This window comes from Streptomyces radicis (assembly GCF_003626575.1).
Taxonomy (GTDB): Bacteria; Actinomycetota; Actinomycetes; order Streptomycetales; family Streptomycetaceae; genus Streptomyces; species Streptomyces radicis.
In genome coordinates this window covers 19,614-43,121 of the sequence record NZ_RBDY01000011.1, presented here as the reverse complement: position 1 = coordinate 43,121, position 23,508 = coordinate 19,614, and the positions used below count along the sequence as shown (strand labels likewise).

The 23,508-nt window shown below is 73.7% G+C and carries 19 protein-coding genes and 1 pseudogene; 8 read left to right on the top strand and 12 right to left on the bottom strand.

Features of this window, described 5'->3' with window-relative positions; genetic code table 11:
- Positions 1–48: 48 nt before the first annotated feature.
- Both D7318_RS16520 and D7318_RS16515 read right to left on the bottom strand, forming a co-directional pair.
- Positions 49–939: an aminoglycoside phosphotransferase family protein gene (locus D7318_RS16520; protein ID WP_120697884.1), complete on the bottom strand. Its 891-nt coding sequence runs from the start codon at positions 937–939 to the stop codon at positions 49–51.
- A gap of 146 nt (positions 940–1,085) precedes the next feature.
- The gene (locus tag D7318_RS16515) at positions 1,086–1,916 is read right to left on the bottom strand and encodes a hypothetical protein (protein ID WP_220729654.1); all 831 of its coding nucleotides are present in this window, start codon (positions 1,914–1,916) and stop codon (positions 1,086–1,088) included.
- A gap of 137 nt (positions 1,917–2,053) precedes the next feature.
- Between D7318_RS16515 and D7318_RS16510 the strand changes: the two genes are divergently transcribed.
- Positions 2,054–2,983 (top strand): helix-turn-helix transcriptional regulator, encoded by a 930-nt coding sequence (locus D7318_RS16510; RefSeq protein WP_230423798.1) that lies wholly within the window; start codon positions 2,054–2,056, stop codon positions 2,981–2,983.
- Here the strand turns inward: D7318_RS16510 and D7318_RS16505 are convergent.
- On the bottom strand, positions 2,958–3,347 hold the full coding sequence (locus D7318_RS16505) for a class I SAM-dependent methyltransferase (protein ID WP_120697883.1): 390 nt from the start codon (positions 3,345–3,347) through the stop codon (positions 2,958–2,960). The genes D7318_RS16510 and D7318_RS16505 overlap by 26 nt on opposite strands.
- Positions 3,348–3,395: 48 nt before the next feature.
- On the opposite strand from D7318_RS16505, the pseudogene D7318_RS16500 reads away from it, so the two are divergent.
- Positions 3,396–3,766: pseudogene (locus D7318_RS16500) on the top strand (IS110 family transposase); the annotation flags it as partial.
- Here D7318_RS16500 and D7318_RS16495 read toward each other — a convergent pair.
- Positions 3,752–4,327 (bottom strand): hypothetical protein, encoded by a 576-nt coding sequence (locus D7318_RS16495; RefSeq protein ID WP_120697882.1) that lies wholly within the window; start codon positions 4,325–4,327, stop codon positions 3,752–3,754. The pseudogene D7318_RS16500 and the gene D7318_RS16495 overlap by 15 nt on opposite strands.
- 79 nt (positions 4,328–4,406) lie before the next feature.
- On the opposite strand from D7318_RS16495, the gene D7318_RS34955 reads away from it, so the two are divergent.
- Positions 4,407–4,565, top strand: coding sequence for a hypothetical protein (locus D7318_RS34955; RefSeq protein WP_408055497.1), 159 nt, complete (start codon positions 4,407–4,409; stop codon positions 4,563–4,565).
- A 192-nt stretch (positions 4,566–4,757) separates the two neighbouring features.
- Here D7318_RS34955 and D7318_RS16480 read toward each other — a convergent pair whose 3' ends face one another.
- The 3 genes from D7318_RS16480 to D7318_RS16470 all read right to left on the bottom strand — a co-directional run bounded on the left by D7318_RS16480 (position 4,758) and on the right by D7318_RS16470 (position 6,766).
- Positions 4,758–5,147 (bottom strand): VOC family protein, encoded by a 390-nt coding sequence (locus D7318_RS16480; protein ID WP_120697881.1) that lies wholly within the window; start codon positions 5,145–5,147, stop codon positions 4,758–4,760.
- Between the two features lie 188 nt (positions 5,148–5,335).
- A complete protein-coding gene (locus D7318_RS16475) occupies positions 5,336–6,037 on the bottom strand; it encodes an SRPBCC family protein (RefSeq protein WP_120697880.1) in 702 nt (233 codons plus the stop codon).
- A gap of 36 nt (positions 6,038–6,073) precedes the next feature.
- Positions 6,074–6,766, bottom strand: a complete 693-nt coding sequence (locus D7318_RS16470; RefSeq protein ID WP_120697879.1) for an ArsR/SmtB family transcription factor — start codon at positions 6,764–6,766, stop codon at positions 6,074–6,076.
- 162 nt (positions 6,767–6,928) lie between these two features.
- Here D7318_RS16470 and D7318_RS16465 point away from each other — a divergent pair, with 162 nt between their 5' ends.
- From D7318_RS16465 to D7318_RS16455, 3 genes are all read left to right on the top strand, one after another.
- A complete protein-coding gene (locus D7318_RS16465; protein WP_230423797.1) occupies positions 6,929–8,509 on the top strand; it encodes a peptidoglycan recognition protein family protein in 1,581 nt (526 codons plus the stop codon).
- A 72-nt stretch (positions 8,510–8,581) separates the two neighbouring features.
- Positions 8,582–9,919, top strand: a complete 1,338-nt coding sequence (locus D7318_RS16460) for a family 43 glycosylhydrolase (protein ID WP_120697878.1) — start codon at positions 8,582–8,584, stop codon at positions 9,917–9,919.
- Between the two features lie 179 nt (positions 9,920–10,098).
- Positions 10,099–11,004: an NAD-dependent epimerase/dehydratase family protein gene (locus D7318_RS16455; RefSeq protein WP_230423796.1), complete on the top strand. Its 906-nt coding sequence runs from the start codon at positions 10,099–10,101 to the stop codon at positions 11,002–11,004.
- A gap of 7 nt (positions 11,005–11,011) precedes the next feature.
- Here the strand turns inward: D7318_RS16455 and D7318_RS16450 are convergent, their stop codons facing one another.
- From D7318_RS16450 to D7318_RS16440, 3 genes are all read right to left on the bottom strand, one after another.
- A complete protein-coding gene (locus D7318_RS16450) occupies positions 11,012–13,882 on the bottom strand; it encodes a helix-turn-helix transcriptional regulator (RefSeq protein WP_183091448.1) in 2,871 nt (956 codons plus the stop codon).
- A gap of 141 nt (positions 13,883–14,023) precedes the next feature.
- Positions 14,024–14,512: a flavin reductase family protein gene (locus D7318_RS16445; protein WP_120697876.1), complete on the bottom strand. Its 489-nt coding sequence runs from the start codon at positions 14,510–14,512 to the stop codon at positions 14,024–14,026.
- A gap of 17 nt (positions 14,513–14,529) precedes the next feature.
- A complete protein-coding gene (locus D7318_RS16440) occupies positions 14,530–16,125 on the bottom strand; it encodes a tryptophan halogenase family protein (RefSeq protein WP_120697875.1) in 1,596 nt (531 codons plus the stop codon).
- A 295-nt stretch (positions 16,126–16,420) separates the two neighbouring features.
- Here D7318_RS16440 and D7318_RS16435 point away from each other — a divergent pair, with 295 nt between their 5' ends.
- Positions 16,421–17,824 carry a flavin monoamine oxidase family protein gene (locus D7318_RS16435; RefSeq protein ID WP_183091449.1) on the top strand — a complete coding sequence of 468 codons (1,404 nt, stop codon included), beginning with the start codon at positions 16,421–16,423 and terminating at the stop codon, positions 17,822–17,824.
- A complete protein-coding gene (locus D7318_RS16430) occupies positions 17,821–21,156 on the top strand; it encodes a ferritin-like domain-containing protein (RefSeq protein WP_120697873.1) in 3,336 nt (1,111 codons plus the stop codon). Before D7318_RS16435 ends, D7318_RS16430 begins: the two co-directional genes overlap by 4 nt.
- Before the next feature lie 108 nt (positions 21,157–21,264).
- Here D7318_RS16430 and D7318_RS16425 read toward each other — a convergent pair whose 3' ends face one another.
- Positions 21,265–22,023 (bottom strand): class I SAM-dependent methyltransferase, encoded by a 759-nt coding sequence (locus tag D7318_RS16425; protein ID WP_120697872.1) that lies wholly within the window; start codon positions 22,021–22,023, stop codon positions 21,265–21,267.
- 67 nt (positions 22,024–22,090) lie between these two features.
- Positions 22,091–23,416 carry a cytochrome P450 gene (locus D7318_RS16420; protein ID WP_120697871.1) on the bottom strand — a complete coding sequence of 442 codons (1,326 nt, stop codon included), beginning with the start codon at positions 23,414–23,416 and terminating at the stop codon, positions 22,091–22,093.
- Between the last annotated feature and the right edge of the window lie 92 nt (positions 23,417–23,508).

Below are 23,508 nucleotides of genomic sequence, written 5' to 3'. Positions count from 1 at the left end.
CAGCACCGGATCGCCGGGCGTGCGGGCGGCGTTTCGGCGCGAGGCGTTTCAGCGAGACGCAAGCACGCGTTCGATCGCCGCTCGGCCCGCGGGGCCCCACGTGGGCTTGCCGCCGGGGAGGCCGCGTTCCCCGGCCCTGCCGATGGCGAGAAGACCGAGGGCGGCCCGCACCGCCCACCCGCGGGCGCGCCGGATCGCCGCGTCGTCCACGTCCCCGTAGGCGTCGAAGAAGCGCGTGTGCGCGCCCGACGGCAGGAGCAGCCACGCGGCGGCCAGATCGACCGCCGGGTCCCCCGCGCACAGCTCGCCGAAGTCGATGACGCCGGCGAGCGTGCCGTCCGCGACGACGACGTTCGCGGGGTGGAGGTCGGCGTGCAGCCACACGGGCGGCCCCTTCGCCTCGGGCGCCGAGACGGCCTCGTCCCACACGTCCCGCACCTCCCGCGCCCCGCCGGGGAGGCCGTGGTCGGCGGCGGCGCGCAGCCCCTCGTCGAACCCGTCGGTGAGCCGCGCGAGCGGCACGCCGCGCTCGGGGTTGACCGGCGCGTCGGCGGGCGCGTCGCGGTGCAACGCCCGCAGAAAGCCCGCCAGTCGATCGGCCGCGCCGCGCCCTTCGGCGAGCGGGACGCGGTCGGCGGGCTCGCCCGGCACCCAGGCCGCGACGGTCCAGGGCATGGGGAAACGGGCGGACGGCTCGCCGAACCTGACGGGCGTCGGCACCGGGAGCGGCAGGCGCGCGGCCAGGCCGGGGAGCCAACGGTGCTCCTTGCGCAGCAGATCGGGGGCGCGCGGTGTGCGCGGCAGGCGCACGGCGAGCGCGTCGCCCAGGCGCCACAGCTCGTTGTCCCACCCCCGCGTGGGCGCCCGAAGGTCGAGCGCGGCGAGATCCGGATGCTGCTCGCGCAGGATGGACCGCACCAGGGCCTCGTCGATCTCCATGCGGCCTCACGTTAGTCGTACGACTCGGAGGCCGTACCAACCCGGAGGCTGCACGACTCGGAGGCCGTACGACTCCGGGCCGTGGGACGCCGCCCCGCCTGCCCGCGGCCCGAGGGTGGGTCAGGGACGGCGCCGTTTCCCGGGGGTCAGGACCGTGGACGGAGGCGGGCGAGGGTCTCGGTGAGGCCGATCTGCCCGGTGACGAACTCGGCCCACTGCCCGAAGCGGAGCGCGGCCGCGGGGTGCCCACCGGCGCGGCCTGTCGTCTCGGCGAAGCTGACCGCGCGCCCGCGCACCTGGCGCGTCGCCCCGAAGTCGATCTCGAACCGCACGGTGCCGAGGCGCTCTTCGGGCGGCGTGTCGCTGGGCGGCAGGATCTCGTCGAGCGCCCAGCGGTAGCCGCGTTCGCGGTAGGCGCGGGTGACGGGCTCCCAGGTCAGCTCGAGCAGGGAGCCGATCTCGGGGATCGCGACCAACGCGCCGCGCAGGCCGTTGTCGTGGCGGGCGTTGAGGACGTACACGTCAACGGTGGTGGCCTCGGGGTCCTGGGCGTCGTCGGGGTGGAGGTGACCGGTGCCGCCGCCGATGACGGAGTCAGGCGGGCAGGCGGCGACGCCGCGCTCCTCGACGGTCGCGCGGTCGCACGTGGGGAACGCCTCGGGCCGGAAGCGGAGCGCCTCGTCGAAGAGGAAGACGAAACGACGCGCCGCGGGCGGCGGCCCCGCGGGCTCGCTGGTGCTCACCCGGTCGAACGCGACCCGTACGCCGTTGCGCGTGCCACCGTCCGGAGTGACCTCGACCGTCAGCTCGTCGATGGCGACCGGACCGTCGACGTCCGGTTCGTAGGGGCGTTGCGGCCCGCCGGGGGCCGGGTCGGGCGGCGGCCTGTGGCCGGTGGCGACGGCCGGGGCCGCCAGGGTCGCGAGCAGGGCCGCGACCGCGGTGACCTGCGCACATCGTCGTTGTTTGCTCCGCATGGGAAACCTCTCCTGTGCTGGGCGGGCCGCTGCCCGCCGCGACCACCGTGCCCCGTCACGGCGCCGGGAGCGGTGGCCGCGTTCCACCGGGGGTCTGCCAGACCCACCCACCGGGACGGGCCTGGGACAATGGCCCGGTGCCCCGTCTGAGCGAACGCAACGAGCTGGGGGCGTTCCTGCGCTCGCGGCGCGCCCGCATCCGGCCCGAGGACGCCGGGTTCGCCTCGGGCGCGGGGCGGCGCCGGGTCCCGGGCCTGCGCCGCGAGGAGCTGGCCCATCTGGCGGGGGTCAGCGTCGACTACTACGTGCGGCTCGAACAGGGCCGCAACCAGGGCGTCTCGGACGCGGTGCTCGACGCCGTGGCCACGGCGCTGCGGCTGGACGCGACGGAACGGACCCACCTGTACCGCCTGGCCCGCCCCGCCGCGGGGGACGGTGGCGGTGACCGTGGTGGGGCGGGCGGGGCGGGGGGCGCGGGCGGCGGTCCTGAAGGGCGCCCGGGCGTACGGCAGTTGCTCGACGCGATCACCGCGCCCGCGATGCTGGTGGGGCACCGGCTCGACGTGCTGGCCTGGAACCGGGCGGCCCGCGGCCTGATCACCGACTTCGAACGGCTGCCAGCGCCCGCACGGAACCTGGCGCGGCTGCACCTCCTCGACCCGGACATCGCGGCGCGCTACCCGGACCGCGACGCGATGGTCCGCTACGCGGTCGGCCAACTGCGCGTCGCGGCCGGAAGCTTCCCCGAGGACACGGAGCTGTGGCGGCTGGTGGACGAGCTGTCGGCCGCCGACGCGGACTTCCGCCGCCACTGGGCCGAACACACGGTGCACGTCAAGTCGCACGGCACCAAACGCATCAACCACCCCCGGCTGGGCGCGCTCACCCTCTCCTACGAGTCCACCCACTTCGACGCCAGCCCGCCCCGCCGCCTCCTGGTCTTCACCGCCGCCCCCGGCACGCCCGAGGCCGCCGCCCTGCGCCGCCTCGCGGACGACGCAGCGGACGACGCCGCGGGCCCCGTTGAAGGACAGGACGGCCTCACGCCACCGTCGCACGCCCGATGAGGGGCCCGATCCACCCGGCCCCCGGACCGTCGACCACCGTCACCTCCGCCCCTTCGAACCCGGCGGCCCTGAGCAGCCTCTCCCAGGTCAGGGGCGGATAGGCATAGCGATAGGCGTACCTGGCACACCCCGCGAACCCGCCCTTGTACATGCCCTGCGGCCCATGGGCGCCGGGGATCGCGGGCGGCTGGGAGAAGACGAACTCGGCGCCGGTGGCGCCCCACCGCTCGGTGACGTTCTTCACCATGACAGGGGAGAGGTCGACGCCCGTGGCGACGACCCCTTGGCGAGCGAGATGGGCAACGGCCCACCCGGTCCCACACCCGATCTCGAGAGCGCTCCTGGGATCGCCGAGAAGCTCCATCCCAGGTCCGTGGTCGTCGTACTGGGTCCAGCGGAAGAGGGACTCGGACTCGGCTCATGCAACGCTCAGCGCCGGGCTCTGGAAGCCCAGATCAACGTCCTGCCGGAGGCTCACCCTCTTCCCCCGGTCCTGACGCCGATACCCGGCGTCGGCGACGGTGACCAGCCTCCCCGGCGCCGCCCAGCTCGCCTCCTACGCTGGCCTCGCCCCGGCCAAGAGGTCGTCGGGACCTCCGTCCACGGCGAACACGCGCCCCGAGGCTGCAACCGGCAGCTCATACAAACCCACACCCAGGCCTCCTCCGCCTCGCCCGCCAACGCATCAGCGGCCTGTTCGCCATGCTCCGAGCACCCCCCGGGCTGAGCGGGGGGGGAGGGAGGGAGGACGTACGAACTCCGGCTCCCTCAGAGTTTGCCTTCCATGAGAACCGTGCGATGCCCACCGAGCGCGCGGGAGAGACCTTCGATGAACCCGGGGCTGAAGTCGGGCCAGTCCCAGAACTCGAAACCGAGATACCCGAAGGCGAAGTAGTCATCCGACCAGGTCCACGCAGTCAGGTCACCAGGGCGCCGACAATGCGGGCAGGCGACTGCCGCGCTGCCCGTGTCGCTCCAGGCGCTGATGGCCTCACCGAAGGGTTCCCACGCACCCTCGATCTCCTCCAGCCGGGCGGTGTAGAAATCCGCCCGCCCGGCACAATGGGGGCACACCGCGAACCTGGGCTCGCCCTGACCGCAGTCGAATACGGTGCGGCTGGTCTCGATCCTGAGTCCGTCGCTGGGCTCCCAGTCCTCCTGACCGACCGCCTTGGCCCAGGAGGGACCGGGCGGATGCCCCGACGGCGCCCCGAGAACACAGTCGGTGAGCTCGGCCCGAACGATCCCCTCCCTGACCAGCCAGTCGAGTCCGCTGTCTGCCAGGGTGCGGGCGTCCGCATGCATGGCGTCGAGGTCGACGACGGTCTGAAAATAGTTCCCCATGAGGCAACAGTAGAAGCAGCCACCGACAGCACGTCACTGATCCCCTTGCCAACCTCAGCTCGAGGCTGCCAGGTGGCGGGTGAGGACGGCTTTGACCAGGTCGGTGATGCGGGTGGTGCTGCACCGCGGCTTCCGCGGCAGCCGCCAGGGCGGCCAGGACCTGAACGGCTTCGACGACGTAGCGGTGGACGGTGGCGGTACCAACCCCGGAACCCGCCGAGAGCTGTCGCAGGGCTGAGCCGGACAGATCGATCCCGGACGGGTGGACAAGCACGACGAAGCTCCTGGTGCAGCGAGTCCGGCTGCGGCTCACCGTTGCGGAAGGCACGGTCGAGGTGGTGCTCATGGACCTTCTGGGCGTCGGGGTTGATCGTCGCGAGAGCCACCATGCTCACGAGGATCACGTCGCATGGCTCCTTCCCCACAGTGGTCAACGACCGTCGCTCGATGGGCCCTTGAGGAGGCAGAAGGGGTGGCCCGCCGGGTCAGCGAGGATGGTCCAGCCGCGTGGGTCGGTGTGGAGCGGCGTGGCGCCGAGGGCGAGGACCTGCTCCTGGGCCCGGTCGATGTCGGGGACCTCGAGGTCCAGATGGAACTGCTGCGGGTACGCGCTGTCCGGCCACCGGGGCGGGCGGTGGTCCCTCACGCGCTGGAACCCGAGGATCGGGCCCGAGGCCGGGTGAAGGGTCGAGAAGTCGTCGTCGACGGCCCATCGGGGATCGGGCTGGTTGACGGTGCCGCCGAGAAGCGACCGGTAGAACCGGGCAAGCTCGTGCACATCCGGGCAGTCGAGCACTATGCATTGCAACGTGGCGATCAACGGAGGGCTCCAACCGTGCGTTGTGTGGGGTGGTCGGGTGGGGCGGCTTGGACGCCTGGCCTACGTGGCCCGCGCTCTGCCGGATGATTCGAGGGCCCCTCGGACGGCCGTGTCTTCCCGGTGGTCGCCACCCTGGACGACGAGACACGCCACCGGACCGTCCGTAGCCGCCCCGTTCAAGCCCCCGCTCACGCCCAGGTCGCGTCCAGCCACTCACGCCAAGCCCTCTCGGCAGAGCCCGCGTTCGGCGCGAAATCGTGGACGCTGACGCCGACGACGTGCCCGAAGTGGTTCCGGCCGAACAGGCGGTAGAGCGCGGAGTCCGTGCGGAGGCCGATGAAGTGCGGGTCGCGGTAGTCGAGCACCGCGTCCGTCTCGCCCACGCCGGGCAGGGTGACCAGGACCGTGCCGCCCACGGGCGCGTCGTCGGGGAGGGAGAGGGCGCGGGCCGCCGTTTCCAGGGCGTCGGGGGCACCCGCGGCGGCGGGGCCGTCCACGGTGGTGAACGCGGCCTGCCGCCCGGCGAAGTGCTCCAGGTACTGCCGCAGGGTGTGCAGGTAGAAGGTGGTGTGCTTCTGGGCGCCGTCGTACTGGTTGTCCCAGTCGGCGACGAAGATCCCGCTGTGCACGTACCGCACGAAGGAGCCGCCCTCGCGCGCGTCGATGACGTGGTCGAGCTGGTTGAGCGTCTGGCCGAACGACGGATCCGTGATCTCCTCGCGCACCGTCAGCCGGTGGGGCGGGTCCCACGTGGTGATCGACTCGTCCTCCCCCGGCTTGTACTCCGACGGCCACAGCCAGCCGCCCGTGCCGGTCGTGATCGCGTCCCAGACCTCCTGGGGCTTCGCGGCGACCTCGAACTCGCGAACGATCTCAAACTCTCCGGACATGGTCAGCTCCTTATAGGTGGGAGAGGGGTAGGTGACTCAAACTCCGTCAGATGTGGTCGAGGGCCGGTCAAGCGCGGGCGCCTCCCCGCCCGACGCGGGCGCGTCCGAGCCCGCCCCAGCCCCGTCCGAGCCGGGGGACGCGCCCTCCGGCCGCACCGTCGGATGCAGCGCGAAGACGATCCGGTGGGCGCGCCCGCCCTCGCCGTGCTCGTCGTGGTACCGGGCGATCAACGCGCCGACGCCCCGCGTCAACTCCTCGACGAACGCCGCGCGGTCCGCCGCCGAGGCGAAGCGGATCTCGCCGTCAAGCGCATAGGTGGCCAGCCGCTTGCGGGCCCGCGCCGCGCCGGTGATCAGCGATCCGACGTCGCGCACCAGCCGGGCGGCGACGGCGAGCATCCAGCGCGCGGAGAGGTGGTCGCGGAAGCGGTCGGGGTCCGGCTGCACCTGCGCGAGCGCGAGCGGCGAGATCACATACGAGGCGGCGGAGGCGCGCATCAGGCGCTCGGTGACGTTCCCCTTGCGCCGCTCGCCCGCCAACTCGACCAGGCCGTGCCGCTCCAGGGTCTTCAGGTGGTAGTTCACCTTCTGGCGCGGCAGGCCCACCCGCCCCGCGAGCATCGTCGCCGACGCCGGGCCCACCGCGAGCTCGGCCAGCAGCCTGGCCCGCACGGGGTCGAGCGTCGCGGCCGCCGCCGACGCGTCCTCGATCACGGTCACTTCCAGCATGCCCTCACCCTTCCACCGACAATTTTTCCTGTCAAGGCAATTCGACTTGTCGGCGACTTCGGGCCCTGGGTCGTTGACATGGCCATGTCCCGGACCTGAGGGTGGATCAGGCGCGCGCCCGACCCCACGGGGCGCCGCGTACCGATCTGCGAACGGAGAAGCGTGTTCAGACGATCTGCCCCCACCGGGCGCCTGGCCGCGACGGCCCTGGCGGGCGTGGCCCTGACGGCCCTGCTCGCCTCGGCCCAGCCCGCGACGGCCACAGGCGCCACCGACTCGCCCCGCGTCCCCTCGGGCGTCAACGCCGCGTTCGACGAGGCCGCGGCCGCCTATGACGTCCCCCGCGACCTGCTGGTCGCGGTCGGCTACGGCGAGACCAGGCTCAACGGCCACGACGGGCTCCCCAGCCAGGCCCGCGGCTACGGCGTGATGCACCTGGTCGACAACCCCACCCACCGAACGCTCGACCTGGCGGCCGACGAGACCGGCCTCCCCGTCGACGAGCTGCGCGAGAGCACCCCGGCCAACATCCTTGGCGCCGCGGCAGTTCTACGCGCGTATGCCGACGACCTCGGCGTGGACATCGAAGGCCAGGACGACGACGTCGACGCCTGGTACGACATCGTCGTCGAGTACGGCGGCGCCTCGTCGGACGCGGCCGCGCGGCTGTACGCCGACGCCGTCTACGACCTGTTGGAGAAGGGCGTCGAGGCGGCCGTCGACGGCGGTGAGACGGTGGTGGTCACGCCGCGCCCCGTCTTCCCCGACCGCGGCTCCCTCGACGCCGCCGACGTGGGCGCGCTCAGCGCGGACTACCCACCGGCCCTGTGGGTCCCCGCGCACACCGCGAACTACGCGGCGGGCCGCTCCTCGGCCATCGACACCGTGGTCATCCATGTCACCCAGGGCTCCTACGCGGGCTCGATCAGCTGGTTCCAGAACCCCGCCTCGCAGGTCAGCGCCCACTACGTCATCCGCTCGTCGGACGGCGAGGTCACGCAGACCGTGCGCGACGGGGACACCGCGTGGCACGCGCGCTCGGCCAACGCGAACAGCATCGGCATCGAGCACGAGGGCTGGGTGGACGAGCCGGAGTGGTTCACGGACTCGATGTACCGCTCGTCCGCCTCGCTGACCGCCCACCTCGCGGCCGAGCACGGCATCCCGCTCGACCGGCAGCACATCGTCGGCCACGCCGAGGTGCCGGGCAACGACCACACCGACCCCGGTCCCAACTGGGACTGGAACTACTACATGGAGCTGGTCGGCGGCGACCCGGGCGACCCGGGCGAGCCGGGCACGCCCGAGCTGGACTTCCCGTCCTACTCGACCCTGAGGTCAGGCTCGTCGGGCGCCCAGGTGAACGCGCTCCAGTACCTGCTCAACCAGAACGGGCAGGACGCGGGCACGGTGGACGGCCAGTTCGGGCCCGCCACCGAGGCGGCGGTCCGCGCGTTCCAGACCGCCAAGGGCCTGGGCTCCGACGGCATCGTCGGGCGGCAGACGTGGACCGCGCTGCTCTCCGCGGGCGCGCAGACCTCGTTGGGCCAGGGCAGCACGGGTGAGGCGGTCTCCAGGCTCCAGCGGGCGCTGACCGCCGCGTTGGGCAGGACCATCTCGGTGGACGGGCAGTTCGGCCCGCTCACCGGGCAGGCCGTGACCGACTACCAGTCCTCCCGAGGGCTCGATGCGGACGGTCTCGTCGGTCCGCAGACCTGGACAGCCCTCCAGGCGGGCAGGTAGACCGACATGAAGGGGCGCGCGTGACGCGTGTCACGCGCGCCCCTTCATGTCCCCCCGTGGAAAGGGCCGTTCATGCGCAGAACGACAGGCGCCCTGCTGGGCGCCGTGGCGGTGCTGCTCACGCTGCTGCCGCTGTCCCCCGCGTCCGCGAGCGCGCCGGGCGAGCGCGCCGATGACCCGGCGGCGCTCTCCGTCCCCCCGAACCTGGTGATCAACGACGACTTCCCCGACCCCGAGATCTTCGTCGACGGCGGCACCTACCACGCGTACTCGACGAGCTCGCGGCACGGCCGCGTGCCGCACGCCACCGCCCCGTCCGCCGACGGGCCCTGGACCGTCCAGGGCGATGTGATGCCCGACAGGCCCGCGTGGACCGGGAGCGGCGGCTTCTGGGCGCCCGACGTCTCGCGGCGCGCCGACGGGCGTTACCTCATGTACTTCACGGGCCCCGACACCGCGTCGGGCCGCATGTGCCTGGGCGCGGCGCTCGCCGACAGCCCGGCGGGACCGTTCCTCGCGACGTCCGACCAGCCGCTGGTGTGCAACGCGGGCGAGGGCGGCGACATCGACCCGTCGAGCTTCGTCGACACCGACGGCACGCGCTATCTGCTCTACAAGAACGACGGCAACGCCGTGGGCCAGCCCGCGATCCTGTGGCTCCAGCGGACGGAGGCCGACGGGATCACGTTCGTGGGCGGCAGGACCGAGCTGCTGCGCAACGACCTGCCGTCCGAGGACGGCGTGATCGAGGCGCCGGTGCTCATCAAGCGCGCCTCGCACTATGTGCTGTTCTACTCCGCGGGCGTGTACACGACGTCCAACTACCAGACGAGCTACGCCGTCTCGACGTCGCTGACCGGCCCGTACACGCGTGCCTACCGGCCACTGATGACGACGGCGACCCTGGACAACGCGGTCGACGGCCCCGGTGGCGCCGACATCGTGGACGGCCGCATCCTCTTCCACGGCTGGCGCCCCGAGGGCGGGCGCGGCATGTACGTGGCCCAGCTGGGCTGGGACAACGACTACCCCGTGGTGCGCGGCAGCCGCGTGCGGCACGAGGCGGAGCGGGGCTCGCTCAGCAACGCGTCGGTGCGCCAGACCGGCAGCGCCTCGCAGGGCGCGGTGGCCGCGGGAATCGACCACGCGGACAGCTGGGTCGACATCACGGTGTTCGCCGCGGGGTCGGGGGCCCATACGCTGCACATCGGGTACGCGGCGGGGTACGGCGAGGCGCGGCACACGCTCTCGATCAACGGCGCGCCCGCGGGCACGGTGACCTATCAGGACCGCGGCTGGGAGAACTGGACCGAGGTGTCGGTGCCGGTCGAGCTGGTCGAGGGGCGGAACACCGTCAGGCTCCAGTTCCAGAGCAGATGGGCCGAGCTCGACTATGTGGAGGTGGCCTGAGGGGACGGCCTGAGCCGCGGCCGAACCGGGGCCTGAGCCGGGAGAGTTGATCCAGCGGCTCGACGGGTGGCGCGCGTGCGCGAGCATCGCGGCTTCGCGTGCGCGCGCTTCCACGGGCTGTTCCACGACGACATGACGGGGTCGGCCGTCAAACTCTGCCGGTCGTCCTTCTCTCGGGGGTGAACGAGCTCGTGGACAGGGATCAGCGGCGCGTCATCGGCCCCGGCGACGTGGTCGCCGTGACGGGCGCCGCGGGGGGCATCGGGCGCACGACGGCGCGGGCGCTGGTCGCGGCGGGCCTGCGGGTCGTCGCCGTGGACCGGCGGGCCGCCGATGGCGTCGGCGCCGAGCGGTCGCTCGTCGGCGACCTCCGCGACCCGGAGTTCGTCGCCTCCGCGCTGACCGGGCCCGATGGACCGGTGGACGCCGTGGTGCACCTGGCGGCGATCCCGGCCCCCGGCTTCGTGCCCGATGACCAGACGCTGATCCAGAACGTCCACACCGCGTTCCTGGTCCTCGACGGGGCCGGGCGCGCGGGCGCGCGCACGGCGGTGGCCGCGTCCAGCGTGTCGCGTTACGGCTACGCGTGGGCCGGGCGCGAGCTGTCGCCGCCCTATGTCCCGGTGGACGAGGCGCAGCCGACCGTGGCCGTCGACTCCTACGGGCTGTCCAAGGTGCTCGGCGAGGAGGTGGGCGCGTTCGCGTGGCGGCGCTGGGGCATGCCCTGCACGCTGCTGCGCTTCCCCTTCGTCGGGGAGGGGGAGCGGCTCGCGGCGCACCTGGAGCGGGTGCGGCGCGACCCCGGGGTGAACCGCCGCGAGCTGTGGGCCTGGCTCGACACCAGGGACGCGGCCGGGGCGGTGCTGGCCGCGCTGCGCTCGGGCCTGACCGGGTATCACGCGCTCAACGTGGCCGCGCCCGACTCGGCGTCGGATGTGCCCAACGCCGAGCTGTTCGCGCGCTACCACCCCGCGACCGAGCTCAGGGCGGGGCTCGGGGCGTTCGGCTCGGCGCTCGACTCGTCGGCGGCCCGCGAGCTGATCGGCTTCAGGGCCGAGCACGGCTGGCGGGCCGCGTCGGCGTGACCCCGGGTCAGGCCGCGCCCCTCGGGCCCTCGACCGCGTCGGCGTGCAGGCGCACCAGCTCGATGCGGGACTGGATGCCCAACTTCCGGAATATTTGCCGCAGATGGAAGCCCACGGTGTGCGGGGAGAGGAACAGCTGCGCGGCGGCCTGCCGGTTGGTCATGCCCTGGGCGACCAGGTCGGCCACGCGCCGCTCGGTCGCCGTCAGGCTGGCCCACCCCGATGTGGGCCGGTGGGCGTGCTTCCAGTGCCGCCGCCGCACCCCGAGGCGCCGCAGCCTGCGGCGCACCCGGGCCTCGTCACGCTCGGCGCCGAGCCTGGCGTACCCGGACATGGCACGGTCGAGGGCGTCGACGGCCGCCTCCCTGTCGCCGCCCGGCAGGCAGCCGAGGTCCTCGGCGGCCGAGGCGCGCGCCCAGGGGTCCTGATGCTCCTCCCCCGCGCGCCGCAGTGCCCAGCGGTCCCGCTCGTACAGGCCCGAGGCGTGCATCGCGGCGGCGGCGAGCGAGGGCACCTCGGCGTTGTCGGAGGCGAGGCCCTGGGCCAGCCCCGCGGTGGCCCCGGCCGTCTCGCGATCCCCCGCGTCGAGGGCGGCGCGCACCAGCCAGGCCGCGGCGGCGGGCTCGGCGACCAGGAGGCGGCGCAGGGCGCGCCGGTCCCCATGGACGGTCCGTAACGCCGTGGCCAGGGCGGTGAGATCGCCGCGGGCGGCGGCCAGCCTGGCGGCGAGCCAGCCGCAGAGCGCGGTGAGCGCGCGTGCCTCGTCGCTCTCGGCCCGCTGCTCGGCCACGCGCCCCGCGAGGCGTTCGACGTGTCCGTCGGCGGCGGCCAGGTCGCCGCGCCTGAGCGCTACTTCGGCCAGCACGCGCCCGCCGAGCGAGGACAGCAGCGCCATGCCCGTCTCCTCGGCGGCGGCGAGGCCCTCGGTGGCCTCGGTGGCCGCGGCGTCGGGGGCGCCCCTTGCCAGGGCGAGGCAGGCGTTGAGGATCATGGGCGCGCCGCGCAGCACGGGTGTGCCGTCGGCCTCGATCTCGGCGGCGAGCAGCTCGACCGTGGCCGTGGCCTCGGCGGTCTGCCGCAGCTGGGTGAGCATCGACGCCAGGAGCAGCCGGGGCGGCACGGGGCTCGTGCCGGGGCCAGGGGCCTCGTCCTCGGCGCGGGCCACGGCGGCGCGGGCGACGCGCAGCGCCTCGCCGACGCGGCCCGCGCACCAGTGGGTGGTGGCCAGCACGCCGAGCAGCCCCGACGAGGCGGCGGCGCGCCGCTCGGTCTCCTCGCGGGCCCGCCGCGCGGCCGCGGACACGTCGAGCGCGGCGAGCCCGTGCAGGTCGGCGACCAGCGCCTCCTCGGGGAGGTCGGCCGGGGGCGGGTCCTGTGGCGCGGTCTCGGCGGCGCGACCGGCGAGGAGCAGCGCGCGCGAGAGGCCGTGGCGCAGCGCGGTCGCCTGGTCGGCGGGGAGCGGCCCCGCGAGCGCCTCGCGGGCCAGCGCGACCGCGCGGGGCAGCGGGCCCACGCGGGTCAACGCCTCGACCGCGACGCGGAACAGCCGCGGCCGCGCGGCGTCCTCGGGGCGGCTGATCTCCAGGGCGCGCAGGGCGAGCTCGGCCGCGGCGCGCGGCTCGGCGGCCGCGACGGCGGACGCGGCGGCGCGCAGCACCTCGACCGCCTGCCCGTCGCCGCGGCGCGCGCCGTGCACGAGGTGGGCCGCGGCGCGCTGCACGCCTCCGTCGCGGCCCAGGATCATGTCGGCGGCCTGGCGGTGCAGGGCGCCGCGCAAAGGACCGGGGATCGTGGCGAGCAGCGCGTGCCGCACCAGCTCGTGGCGGAAGGCGATCGCGTCCTCCTCGCACACCACCATCCGGGAGGCCAGCGCCTCGCGCAGCGCGGGCAGGACCGCGGCCGGGGTCTCGCCCAGCATGCGCGCCATGTCGTCGGGCGTGGAGGCCCGCCCGAGCACCGCGGCCACGTCGAGCAGCAGCCTGGTGGTCGGGTGGAACGGCTCCATGCGGCGGCGCACCAGCGCGCCGAACCCGTGCGGCGGGAGGCCGCCCGACGGGCAACGCGCGAGCCGCGCCCGCCCGTCGACGATCTGGACGCGCCGCTCCTCGGCGAGGCCGTCGAGCAGGGCGACCAGGGCGGCGGGGTTGCCGTCGGCGCCCTCGACATAGGCGAGCAGCTCGGCGGCGGGCTCGGCCCCGAGCCGCTGGGCCGTCAACTCGGCCACGGCGCGCGGGGCGAGCGGGGTGAGCGGGAGCAGCTCGGCGCCCTCGGACTCGCGCAGCACGGTGAACAGCCGCTCGACCGTGGAGCCGCCCTCGCCCGTGCACCGGGCGAGCAGCCACACGACGGGCTGGGCGGCGAAGCGGGTCACCAGGGCGCGCACCGCGGCGAGGGTGACGGCGTCGGCCCAGTGGAGGTCGTCGAGCACGACGGCCACCGGGCCGCTGCGCAGCAACTCGTCGACGCGGGCGCTCAGTCGCTCGATCAGCGCGGCGTTCCCCGGGGGGCCGCCGCCCTGGGGGGCCGAGGGCCCGGCGCCCGTGCTCTGGGGGCCGCCCCCGGGCCCTTGGCCCAACGCGGCGGCGAGCGGCGCGAGGGGCATCGCCCTGCGCAGCTCGTCCGCCGCGGCGTGCGCCGCCGAGAATCCGCCGCGCGCCGCCAGGGCCGCCGCGTCGTTCAGCAGCCTGCTCCTGCCGGTCCCGGGCAGGCCCTCCACCAGGAGCACGCCGCCGCGGCGCGGCGCGGATCTGGCCGCGTCGAGGAGCCGTTGCACCAGCTGCCACTGCCGGTCCCTGCCGAGGAGCGGCGGGGCGGCGCGGGCTTCGGGGCGCGTGGGGAGGGACGGGGGAACGGGCGAGGCGAGATGGCGCGATGGCATGCGATTCCTGGGCGAATATGTATTGTTCCGACTCATCTCATAATCAAGCTGTTACCCCTGTTACAGCAATGACGCCTGGAATCGCACCTTTTCACGAGGGTGGGCGGGTGGACGAGAGCGCGCGCCCGCGCGCGGAGAACATCAAGCGCCCTCCTCGGGAATCCATCGCGAGAACTGCCGCAGCCCGTAGAGCAACGGGACCGCGGGTGAGGAGTGGGTGCCCGCCACACGGCCCAGGACGATCGTGTGGCTGCCCACCGCCGAGAGGCCCGCGACGCGGCAGTCGGCGACCGCGAAGGCGTCACGTATGAGCCAGGGCACCCCGCCCTGGCCCAACTGCTTCCAGGGGACCTGCCCGAACCGGTCGTCGACCGGCGTGGCGAAGATCTCCGCGGTGCGCCTGGCGCGGGCGTGCAGGAGGTTGACGCCGAACCTGCCGCTGTCCCGGATCGCGGCCAGGGTGCTGCTGCGCGTGGTCAGGCACACCAGCAGGGTGGGCGGGGTCAGCGTCACGCTGCACAGCGAGGAGCAGGTGGCGCCCCTGGGCTCGGCGTTCTCGTCGATGCTGGTCACCACCGCGACGCCCGTGGGGAACGCGCTCATCAGCGCCCGGTAGTCGTCGATGTCCATCGCCGGCGCTCCCCGCGTCATTTGCCGTGCAGGCGGCGCAGATGGGCGTGGTTGGAGGGAAGGGACGCCACGAGCTCCCGCTGCTCCTCCTTGACCCGCTCGAACAGGTACTGGGCGCCCTCGACGGAGTCCTGGCGGTGCGTGAGGGTGGGCAGGGGGTGGTCGGGCACCAGGCCGAGGCCCGCGAAGATGGAGTAGTAGCTGCCGTTGGTCCAGAAGTTGCGGAATTCGACGTCGAAATTGCCGTAGTACTCGCCCTCGGTGCTGAAGGGGCGGTTGATCGGGAGGCCCGCGCGGTACATCGCGATTTTCTCCCTGATCTGGTCGGGCAGGCGCAGCTCCTTGTTGGCCCGCCAGAACGGCGTGTCGTCGCGTGGCGCGAGCGCGAAATGGGCCTGGATGAAGTCCCGGGTGTCGTCAAACATCCACTCGATCTCGGCGTTGAACCGGTCGGTGAATACCTGGTCGAAATTCTTGTCGGGGAAGTGCTTCACCAGGTTGTACAGAGCGGCGTAGATGAAGTAGATGCCACTGGATTCGAGCGGCTCGAGGAAACAGGACGCGAGGCCGATGCCGACCACGTTGTTCACCCAGGCGCGGCGGTTGCGGCCGACGCGGAAACGCACATGGTTGAGCTTGTCGGCGTAGGCGTCGGGGTCGAGGCCCCACAGGCGGCAGAAGTCCTCGGTGGCCCGGTCCCTGGTGGAGAACGCGTCCGAGTAGACATAGCCCGTGCCGAAGCGGCCCAGCATCGGGATCTTCCACGTCCAGCCCGCCCGCATGGCGATCGCCGAGGTGTAGGGCTCGACGCCGTGGGCCTCGTCGTCGTGGGGCAGGGCGTACGCCACCGCGCTGTTGCACAGCAGGTGGTCGTTCATGTCGATGAACGGCTCGCGCAGCGCCTTGTTGATCAGCAGGCCGCGGAAGCCCGAGCAGTCGATGAACAGGTCGGCGTCCAGGAGCGCGCCGCTCTTGGTCGCGAGCGCCGTGACGAACCCGCGGGCGTCGAGGCGCGGCTCCGTCATCTCGTCCTCGACATGGACGACGCCGAGCTTGGACGTGGCGTGGCGGCGCAGGAAGTCGGCGACCAGATGGGCGTCGAAGTGCCACGCGTACCACGTGACGGGCCTGCCCTCCCGGTCCCTCGGCGCCTTGAGCGCGTCCATGAGCGCCACCCCGGGGAAGCAGGCGTAGTCGAACGGCTCGTCGGTGACGCCGCTGTGGCGGTTGTGGACCCAGTAGTGGGAGAGCGGCACCCCGTCGTGCTCGGGGAGGAGGCCGAAGGGGTGGTAGAAGTGGTCGGGCCACCCGTCGATCGTGCGCGCGGCGGCCTGCCCCTCGCCCGGCGTGCGCCAGTTGACGAACTTGACGGCCACCTTGTACGCGGCGTTGCACTCGGGCATCCACTCCTCCTCGGAGAGCCCGAGATGGTCGAAGAACACCCGTTGGAGATTGGGAATCGTGGCCTCGCCGACGCCGATCCTCGGAATCGAAGGAGCCTCGAGAACGGTGATCCGCACCGTGTCGCCCAGAGCCCTCGCCATATAGGCCGCGGACATCCACCCCGCGGTCCCGCCACCCAGAATCACGATCTTTTTGATGCGCTGATCCATGGCCGAATTCCTCCCTGGTTCGCCCCGTCTGCCGGATCAGGGCCCATGGTAGGAGCGGCCGAGCGACGTTCGCGGGAAACGGCGGAGCAACCTACGCGATCGCGTGGGATGGCCGTCGACAGAACCGGAAGGGAACGGCGGAGAAACGCGGCGCGCCCCACTTCCCGCTGATCGACCGGGGGATGTGGCGCGGCCCCCTGATCCCGGAGAGTCGTCTCCCATGTGGGCAACAACGCGGACGGCGTCCGCAGTCACGGGGGACGGCCATCAGAAGGGCGGCGGGGGAAGCGTCGCCGTGCTCGGGGCGGGGATCGCGGGCCTGGTGGCGGCGCACGAGCTGGAGTCGCTCGGGCACCGGGTGACGGTGCTCGAGGGCAGCGAGCGGATCGGGGGCCGGATCTGGACCCACCGCTTCGGGCCGGAAGAGGACGCCCCCTACGCCGAGTTGGGGGCCATGCGGATCCCCGCCGGGCACGGCCTGACCCTGCGGTACGTGGAGAAGCTGGGGCTCTCGCACGCGCTGCGCCCGTTCCGCACGATCCTGAGCGACGACCACAACTACCTGAGCGCCGGGGACGGTTGGGTCAAGGTGAAGGACGCGGCCCGGCCGCTCGTGGACGACCTGCGGCGCACCGTGCCGACGGAGGGGTACGGGCGGGCGACCGTGGTGTTCGGGGCCTGGCTCGCGGCGGTCGTGCGCGCGATCGGCCCGGCCGAGCTGCGGGACCACCTGGCCGTCGACCTGACCGCCCTCCTCGGGCTTGCCGACGACCTCGACCTCACGCCCTATCTGCACGGCCCCGCCGCCGACCGGATCGACCTGCCCGCGGTGTTCGGCGACCACCCCGGGCTGCGCATGGGGTGCGGCCCCCGGCTCTACGGGTTCCTCGACGACCTGCTGCTGGAGTCCGGCGGCGGGCTGCTGTATCTCAGCGGCGGAATGGGCCAGCTGGCGGACCGCCTCGCCGAACGCCTCGCCCGGCCCGTCCTGTTGGGCCGGGAGGTCACCGGGGTGCATGTCGCGCCCGACCTGGTCCGCCTCGCGCTGCGCCACCGCCGCCGCGCGATCGGCCGCGAACACCCGCTCGCGCTCTGCACGTTGCCGTTCTCCGTGGTGCGCGATCTCGCCCTCACCGGGGTGGACGACGACAAGCGCGACGTCATCGACAGCGTCGACTACGGCGCGGCCACCAAGATAGCGCTGCACTGCCGCGAGGCGTTCTGGGAGCGCGACGGCATCACCGGCGGCGCGTCGGCGACCGGCGGCCGCACCCGGCAGACGTACTACCCCCCGCGCGAGGGCGATCCGGCCAAGGGCGTGACCCTGCTCGGTTCCTACGCCATCGCCGAGGACGCGGAGCTGCTCGGCCAGCACTCCCCGGACGCGCGGCACGCGGCCGTCGTGGACGAGCTGGCGCCGCTCCATCCCGCGCTGGCCGAGCCGGGGTTCGTGCTCGGCGCGGCCAGCGTCGCCTGGGCGGGCCACCGTTGGAGCAAGGGCTGCACGTCGCGCCGCTGGCGGTGGGGCAAGGACGCCGCCGCGCACGCCGAGGAGATGCGGCGCGCCGCCCGCCCGCAGGGGCGGCTGTTCTTCGCCGGGGAGCACTGCTCGGCCACCCCCGCCTGGATCAACGGCGCCATCGAGTCGGCGCTCGGCGCCGTCGCCGCGATCGACTCCGCGCTCAGGGAGGCCCGTTGAGCGTCTTCGACCTGCCGCGCCTGCACTTCGCAGGCACCGCCGTCACCCGGCTGCCCACCGGGCCGCGCTCCGGGCTCTACGACCTGGCCGGGAACAGCGCGCTGACCGGCGAAGGGCGCCCGTTCCCGCCCGAGGGGCCCGCCTCGGAGTACCACGCCCACCTCGACGCGCTCGGCACGCGGTTCGACCCTGACGGCACGACCACGCCCGAAGGCCGGTTCTCCACGGTCAAAGGGTGGAACTTCGGGGGCAACGGGCACTTCTGGGTCGACGCGCGCATCACCGGCTGGGAGCGCTCCCCGGGCCGGGCCGGGGCCGACGACCCCGTGGTGGGCCGCCATGTGGACCTGTGGGGCCACTACAACGACTACCTGGGCACCACGTTCAACCGCGCACGGGTCCTCGACATCGACCCCGCGTCGAGCTGGACCACCACCGTCATGGTCGGCCAGCTCGGCTTCGGCAGGCGCGGCCGCTCGCACGACACCGGATACATGGCGACCGGGCCCGTCACCGGGCTCCAGCCGCCGCGCTGGCAGGGCTCACGACACGTGCTCGACGCCGGGGACCACCCGCTGGCCGCGCACTTCAGGCGCTCGGTGGTCCACCAGTTCGTGGTGGCGGCCGACCCCGAGGAGGGCGCGGGCGAGGGCCAGGGGGCCGGGCTGCTGTGGCTCGCGGAGGCCGAGGCGTCGGGGGCGGCGCGGCTGCTGCGGGAGCGCGTCGGGGACGCGGTGTTCGGCGGCCTGGTGGTGCGGTTCGCGCTCACCGACATGGCCGCGCCACGCGCCAACGACACCCCCGACTTCTGGCGGGTGCGCGGCACCATCGCGCCCTGGCGGCGCGGCGAGGCGCGGACATGCCCCGCGGGACGGCTGCTGACCGCGCGCCGGGTGCCCGGGTCCCCGCTGGGCAACGCCGCGGTCGAGGTGACGGCCGAGCACGCCACGTTCGACCTGATCACCGCGGTGCCCGCCGTCTCGAGGGCCGCCGAGCCGGGCCCTGGGCCGCTGCACAGGACCGGGCCGCGCCTCGACGTGGGCGACCTCGAGCTGCGCACGCGCGACTCGGGGCGGCTGGTCGCCCGGGTCCCCGCGGCGGCCTACCTCGGCGACACCGACGCGACCGGCGGCCTCGTCACCGTGCCCACCCTGCCCACGGCGCTCATGGGGTCGGGCGAACGGGCGTCGCCCGCCGAGCCGTTGGTGCTGCTCGGCACGGCCGGTGGGCGTGAGCCGACCGTGCTGCTCACCGAGGAGGAGACGGTCGTGCGGATCGACGACTCCGCGCTCTTCCTCGAGGAGCCCGACCCGGTGGCGGGCGGGGACGGCACCGCCGAGGTCGCCGTCCAGGTCCACCGGCTCGGCCGCCCCGCGGCGGTGTCGGGTCTTCGGGTGCTCCAGTTCTTCAACCCCCGCGCGCTGCCGGGCGACGCCCGCGCGACCGCGCCCGACGCGCGCTGCGGCGACATCCGCGTGGTGGACGTGCGCGCCGCGGGGGGCCGTTGGGAGGCGGGCTGCGCGCTGTCCACCGGGCCCGATGGGCGCGCCACGCTGGCCGTCAGGCGCGCGCGGGCGGGCACCACCAGGCTGCTGTTCCTTCCCGAGGGCGAGGAGCCGCCGTGCGACCTCGACGCCCCTGGCTCCGCCGCCCGCGCGTACGACAACGACGACGCCCTCGGGTACTGGCCCGCCATGGCCACCGTCGACGTGCGCGCCCTGCACGACAGCGCGCACCTGGACGCGATCCCCCGCGACCAGGTCACGCTCGACGTGCTCTACCGCGAGGTGTTCGCGCCGTACGAGCTGCTGTACTCGTTCATGAAGGACGAGATCTTCAGCCTCGCCGACCGGTCGCGCGTCGCCACGCACGCGCGGCTGATCTGGCTGATGTGCGACCCGGCGCACCGGGACAGGACGTTCTACATGCCCCCCACCCGCGACATGACAGGGCCTCAGGCGCGGCTGCTGCTCGCCTATCTGCGGGCGGACGAGGCCGGTCGGCGGCCGCCGCCGCTGCTGGTGCCCAGGCGCGCGCGGGACGGCAGGATCACCACGCGCGCCCAGCTCTATGCCGGGCTGCGGGAGGCCGCGCGGCTCGAGCTCGCCGTGATGCTCCAGTACCTGTACGCCGCCTGGTCGATCCCGCTGCTCGGCGCGGGCCGCGAGCTGGTGCGGCGCGGCGCGTGGACCGATGAGCAGCTGCGGGTGGCGTGCGGCGACGGCGGCGAGACGCTGTCCAACGGGATGCGCGGCAGCCTGCTGAACGTCGCGCGCGAGGAGATGATGCACTTCCTCGTCATCAACAACATCATCACCGCGATGGGCCAGCCGTTCCACCTCCCGGCGATCGACTTCGGCACGGTCAACGGCGAGTTGCGGGTGCCGCTCGATCTGAGCCTCGAGGGCTTCGGCCTCGGCAGCGTGCAGCGTTTCATCGCGATCGAGCAGCCGCACGGGGCGACGCCCGAGCTGGCCGATGACGCGAAGGGTCATGCGCACGGCGCGGGCCCCTATCCGTACCAGTCGTTGAGCGACCTCTACGACGCGATCCGCGAGGGCATCCGCACGGTGCCCGACCTCTTCCTCGTGGACCGGGGGCGCGGGGGCGGCGAGCACCACCTGTTCATGCGGGAGTCGGTCAACACCGCACATCCCGACTACCAGTTGGAGGTGGACGACGTCTCCAGCGCGCTGTTCGCCATCGACTTCGTGACCGAGCACGGCGAGGGCGGCGTCCTCACCGCGGTGGAGCACGACGAGGAGTCGCACTACGAGACGTTCCTGCGGATCTCGGACCTGCTGATGGCGGAGAGCCGCGCGGCGGCGCGCAAGGAGCCGGGGCGGCGGCGCCCACCGTGGACGCCCGCCTACCCGGTGCTGCGCAACCCCTCGCTGCACGGCGGGAATCCGGCGCGCGAGCAGGTGACGGATCCGGCGGCGCGGGCGGCGATGGTGGTGTTCAACCGGTCGTACTTCCTCATGAACCAGCTGATGATCCAGCACTTCGGGTTCGCGGCGGACGGGAGCCTGCGCCGTTCCCAGCTGATGAACGCCGCGATCGACGTGATGACCGGGATGATGCGGCCGCTGGCCGAGCACCTGGTGACGCTGCCGTCGGGGCGCCCTGGACGAACGGCGGGGCCCTCGTTCGAGCTGGAGGAGGAGCCCGGCTTCCTGGCCAGGCCCGATGTGGCGATGCGGTCGATCGTGCTGCGCTTCACGCATCTGGCGGCGATGGCCGCGGAGTTGCCCGGGGTGCCCGAGCGGGTGCCCGAGCTGATGCGCTTCTACGCCGACTACTTCAAGGGGTTCGACCCGCGCGGCGGGTGACGGCGTGGTGGCTGACGGAGCGCGGCGGGTGACGGAGCGCGGCGGCCCCGGGATGGATGCCCCGGGCCGCCGCGTCCTCACGGTCCGCTCCCCCGCCCTCGGTCGCCCTCAGTCGGCCGGGGCCTCCCAGACGGCGACGGCCATGCCGGGCACCACGTCATGGGCCAGCTCGGCCCCCGGCAGCCAGGTGGAGAAGACCTCGCCGAACTCCTCGCGGCTCGGCAGCGCGCTGCCCTCGCACAGCTTCTGCCAGCTGGGGTGGAAGAACAGCCGCAGCGCGTCGATGGCCGCCGCCACGTCGCCCGTCATCCGGTACGCCAGCTGGGCGCTCTGGAACGCCACGTCGACCAGCCAGTCCTCGTCCTTGCCCTTGCGGTCGTGCAGCGGGGTCCGCTCGGGCTCGAAGATCACCATGCGCCCGCCGGGTGCCACGAGCGAGATCAGGTGCGGCAGGATCGCCTCGTAGGGGCGCATGTGGAAGACCGCGCTGTAGGAGAAGACGAGGTCGAACCGCCCGTCCCGCTCCGGGGTGACGTCGTAGGCGCTGCGCCGCTCGTACCGGATGCCGGGCCCGGCGTTGGTCCTGCGGCCGATGTCGAGGAGCGCCCCCGCGGGGTCGACGCCGATCACCTCCTCGTACCGTTCGGCGAGCCTGGGGCAGAACCGGCCGGTGCCGCAGCCGACGTCGATCGCGCGGGCGCCGCCCGGCAGCCGGGCGTCGAGCCACTCGCGAAGCCCGGGGGCCTCGCTCATCCAGTCGCCGAGCCGGGTGAACGCCTCGGCGACGTCGTCGAAGAGGGCGCCGACGGTCTGCGACCGCTCGGCCAGGGCATCCCTGGGGACGGGCGTGGTGCCGTGTGCCGTCATGCTCCAGCGGTTTCCTTTCTCGGGGGTCCGCCGCGCGATGGGCGCGCGGCGGGACGGTGGTGGGGGCTCAGCGGGCGACGGCGCGCATGCGCGTGCCGTGCGGCGCGAGCAGCACCTTGGCGACGGGCCGAGGCGGCCCGCCGTCGACCGGGCGCAGCCTCCAGCGGGCGGTGATGGCGGCCAGCGTCAGCACGGCGGTGGAGAGGGCGAAGCGGCTGCCGATGCACTTGCGGGCCCCGCCGCCGAAAGGGAAGTACGCCTCATGCCCGACGTCGGCGTCCAACCACCGGTCGGGGTCGAAGCGTTCGGGGTCCTTGTACAGCTGAGGCAGGCGGTGGATGACATAGGGGCTCCAGCCGATCATGGTCCCGGCGGGCAGCCTGAAGCCGCCGAGGTCGGTGTCCTCGGTGACCACGCGGCTGCCGAACCACGTGGGCGTGTAGAGCCGCAGCGCCTCGGTCATGACGCGCTCGGCGAGCTGGAGCCTGGGCAGGTGCTCCCACGAGGGCGGGCCGCCGTCGAGCACCTCGTCCACCTCGTCGGCCAGCCGCCGCTCGATGTCGGGGTGGGCGGCGACCAGGCACAGCGCCCAGGCCATGGCGGGCCCGGTGGCGTCGGCGCCCGTGAAGAAGTTGATGACCTGGTTGGTCACCTCGTCGTCGGTCAGCGCGCGTCGCTCACCTTCGCTGTCCGGGTCCTGGGCGGCGAGCAGCGACGACAGCAGGTCGCCGCGGTCGGTCCCCGCGGCGCGGTGGGCCTCGACCATGCCCGCGACGGTGCGGCGCAGCCGGGCGTGCGCGCGGCGGTAGCGGCGGTTCCCCGGGGTGGGCAGCCCCCGGAACCGCGGCGGCATGACGATGCGCCAGAAGACCGGGCCCGAGATGGCCTTGAAGTCGTCCGCGATGGACCGGGTGAGGTCGGGGGACGCCGAGGAGAACATGGTGGTGGCCACGATCCGCAGGATCAGCGCGCCCATCTCGTCGGTGATGTCGATCTCCTGCCCGTCGCGCCACGAGGCGGCGACCTCGGCGCACGAGGCGGCCATCACGCTCCCGTAGGCGGGCATGCGGCTGCGGTGGAACGCGGGCTGGCACAGGCGCCGTTGCCTTCGGTGCCGCTCGCGCGGGCAGGTGCCGACGCCGTCGGCGAGCTCCCTGGCGCGGTCCATGATGGGCCCGCCCATGTCGAACGTCCGGTCGTCCCGCAGGACATGGCGGGTGAGCACGGGGTCGCAGACCATGACCATGGAGAGCGGCCCGAGGCGCAGCCTGACGAGGTCCCCGTGGTCGGGCAGGGACGACAGGAAGGCCAGCGGGTCGCGCAGCAGCGGCAGGGCGTGGCCCAGGATCGGGACCGCGTCACCCGCCAGTGGAATCGTCGCGGCAGTCGTCATCCCCACTCCTCGTGAGTTCGGCTCCGGACGGACCGTCCCAGTGTGGTGCGCCGCCCCGGCCGCCACATCGCGCGCCGGCGGCCCGTGAGCGG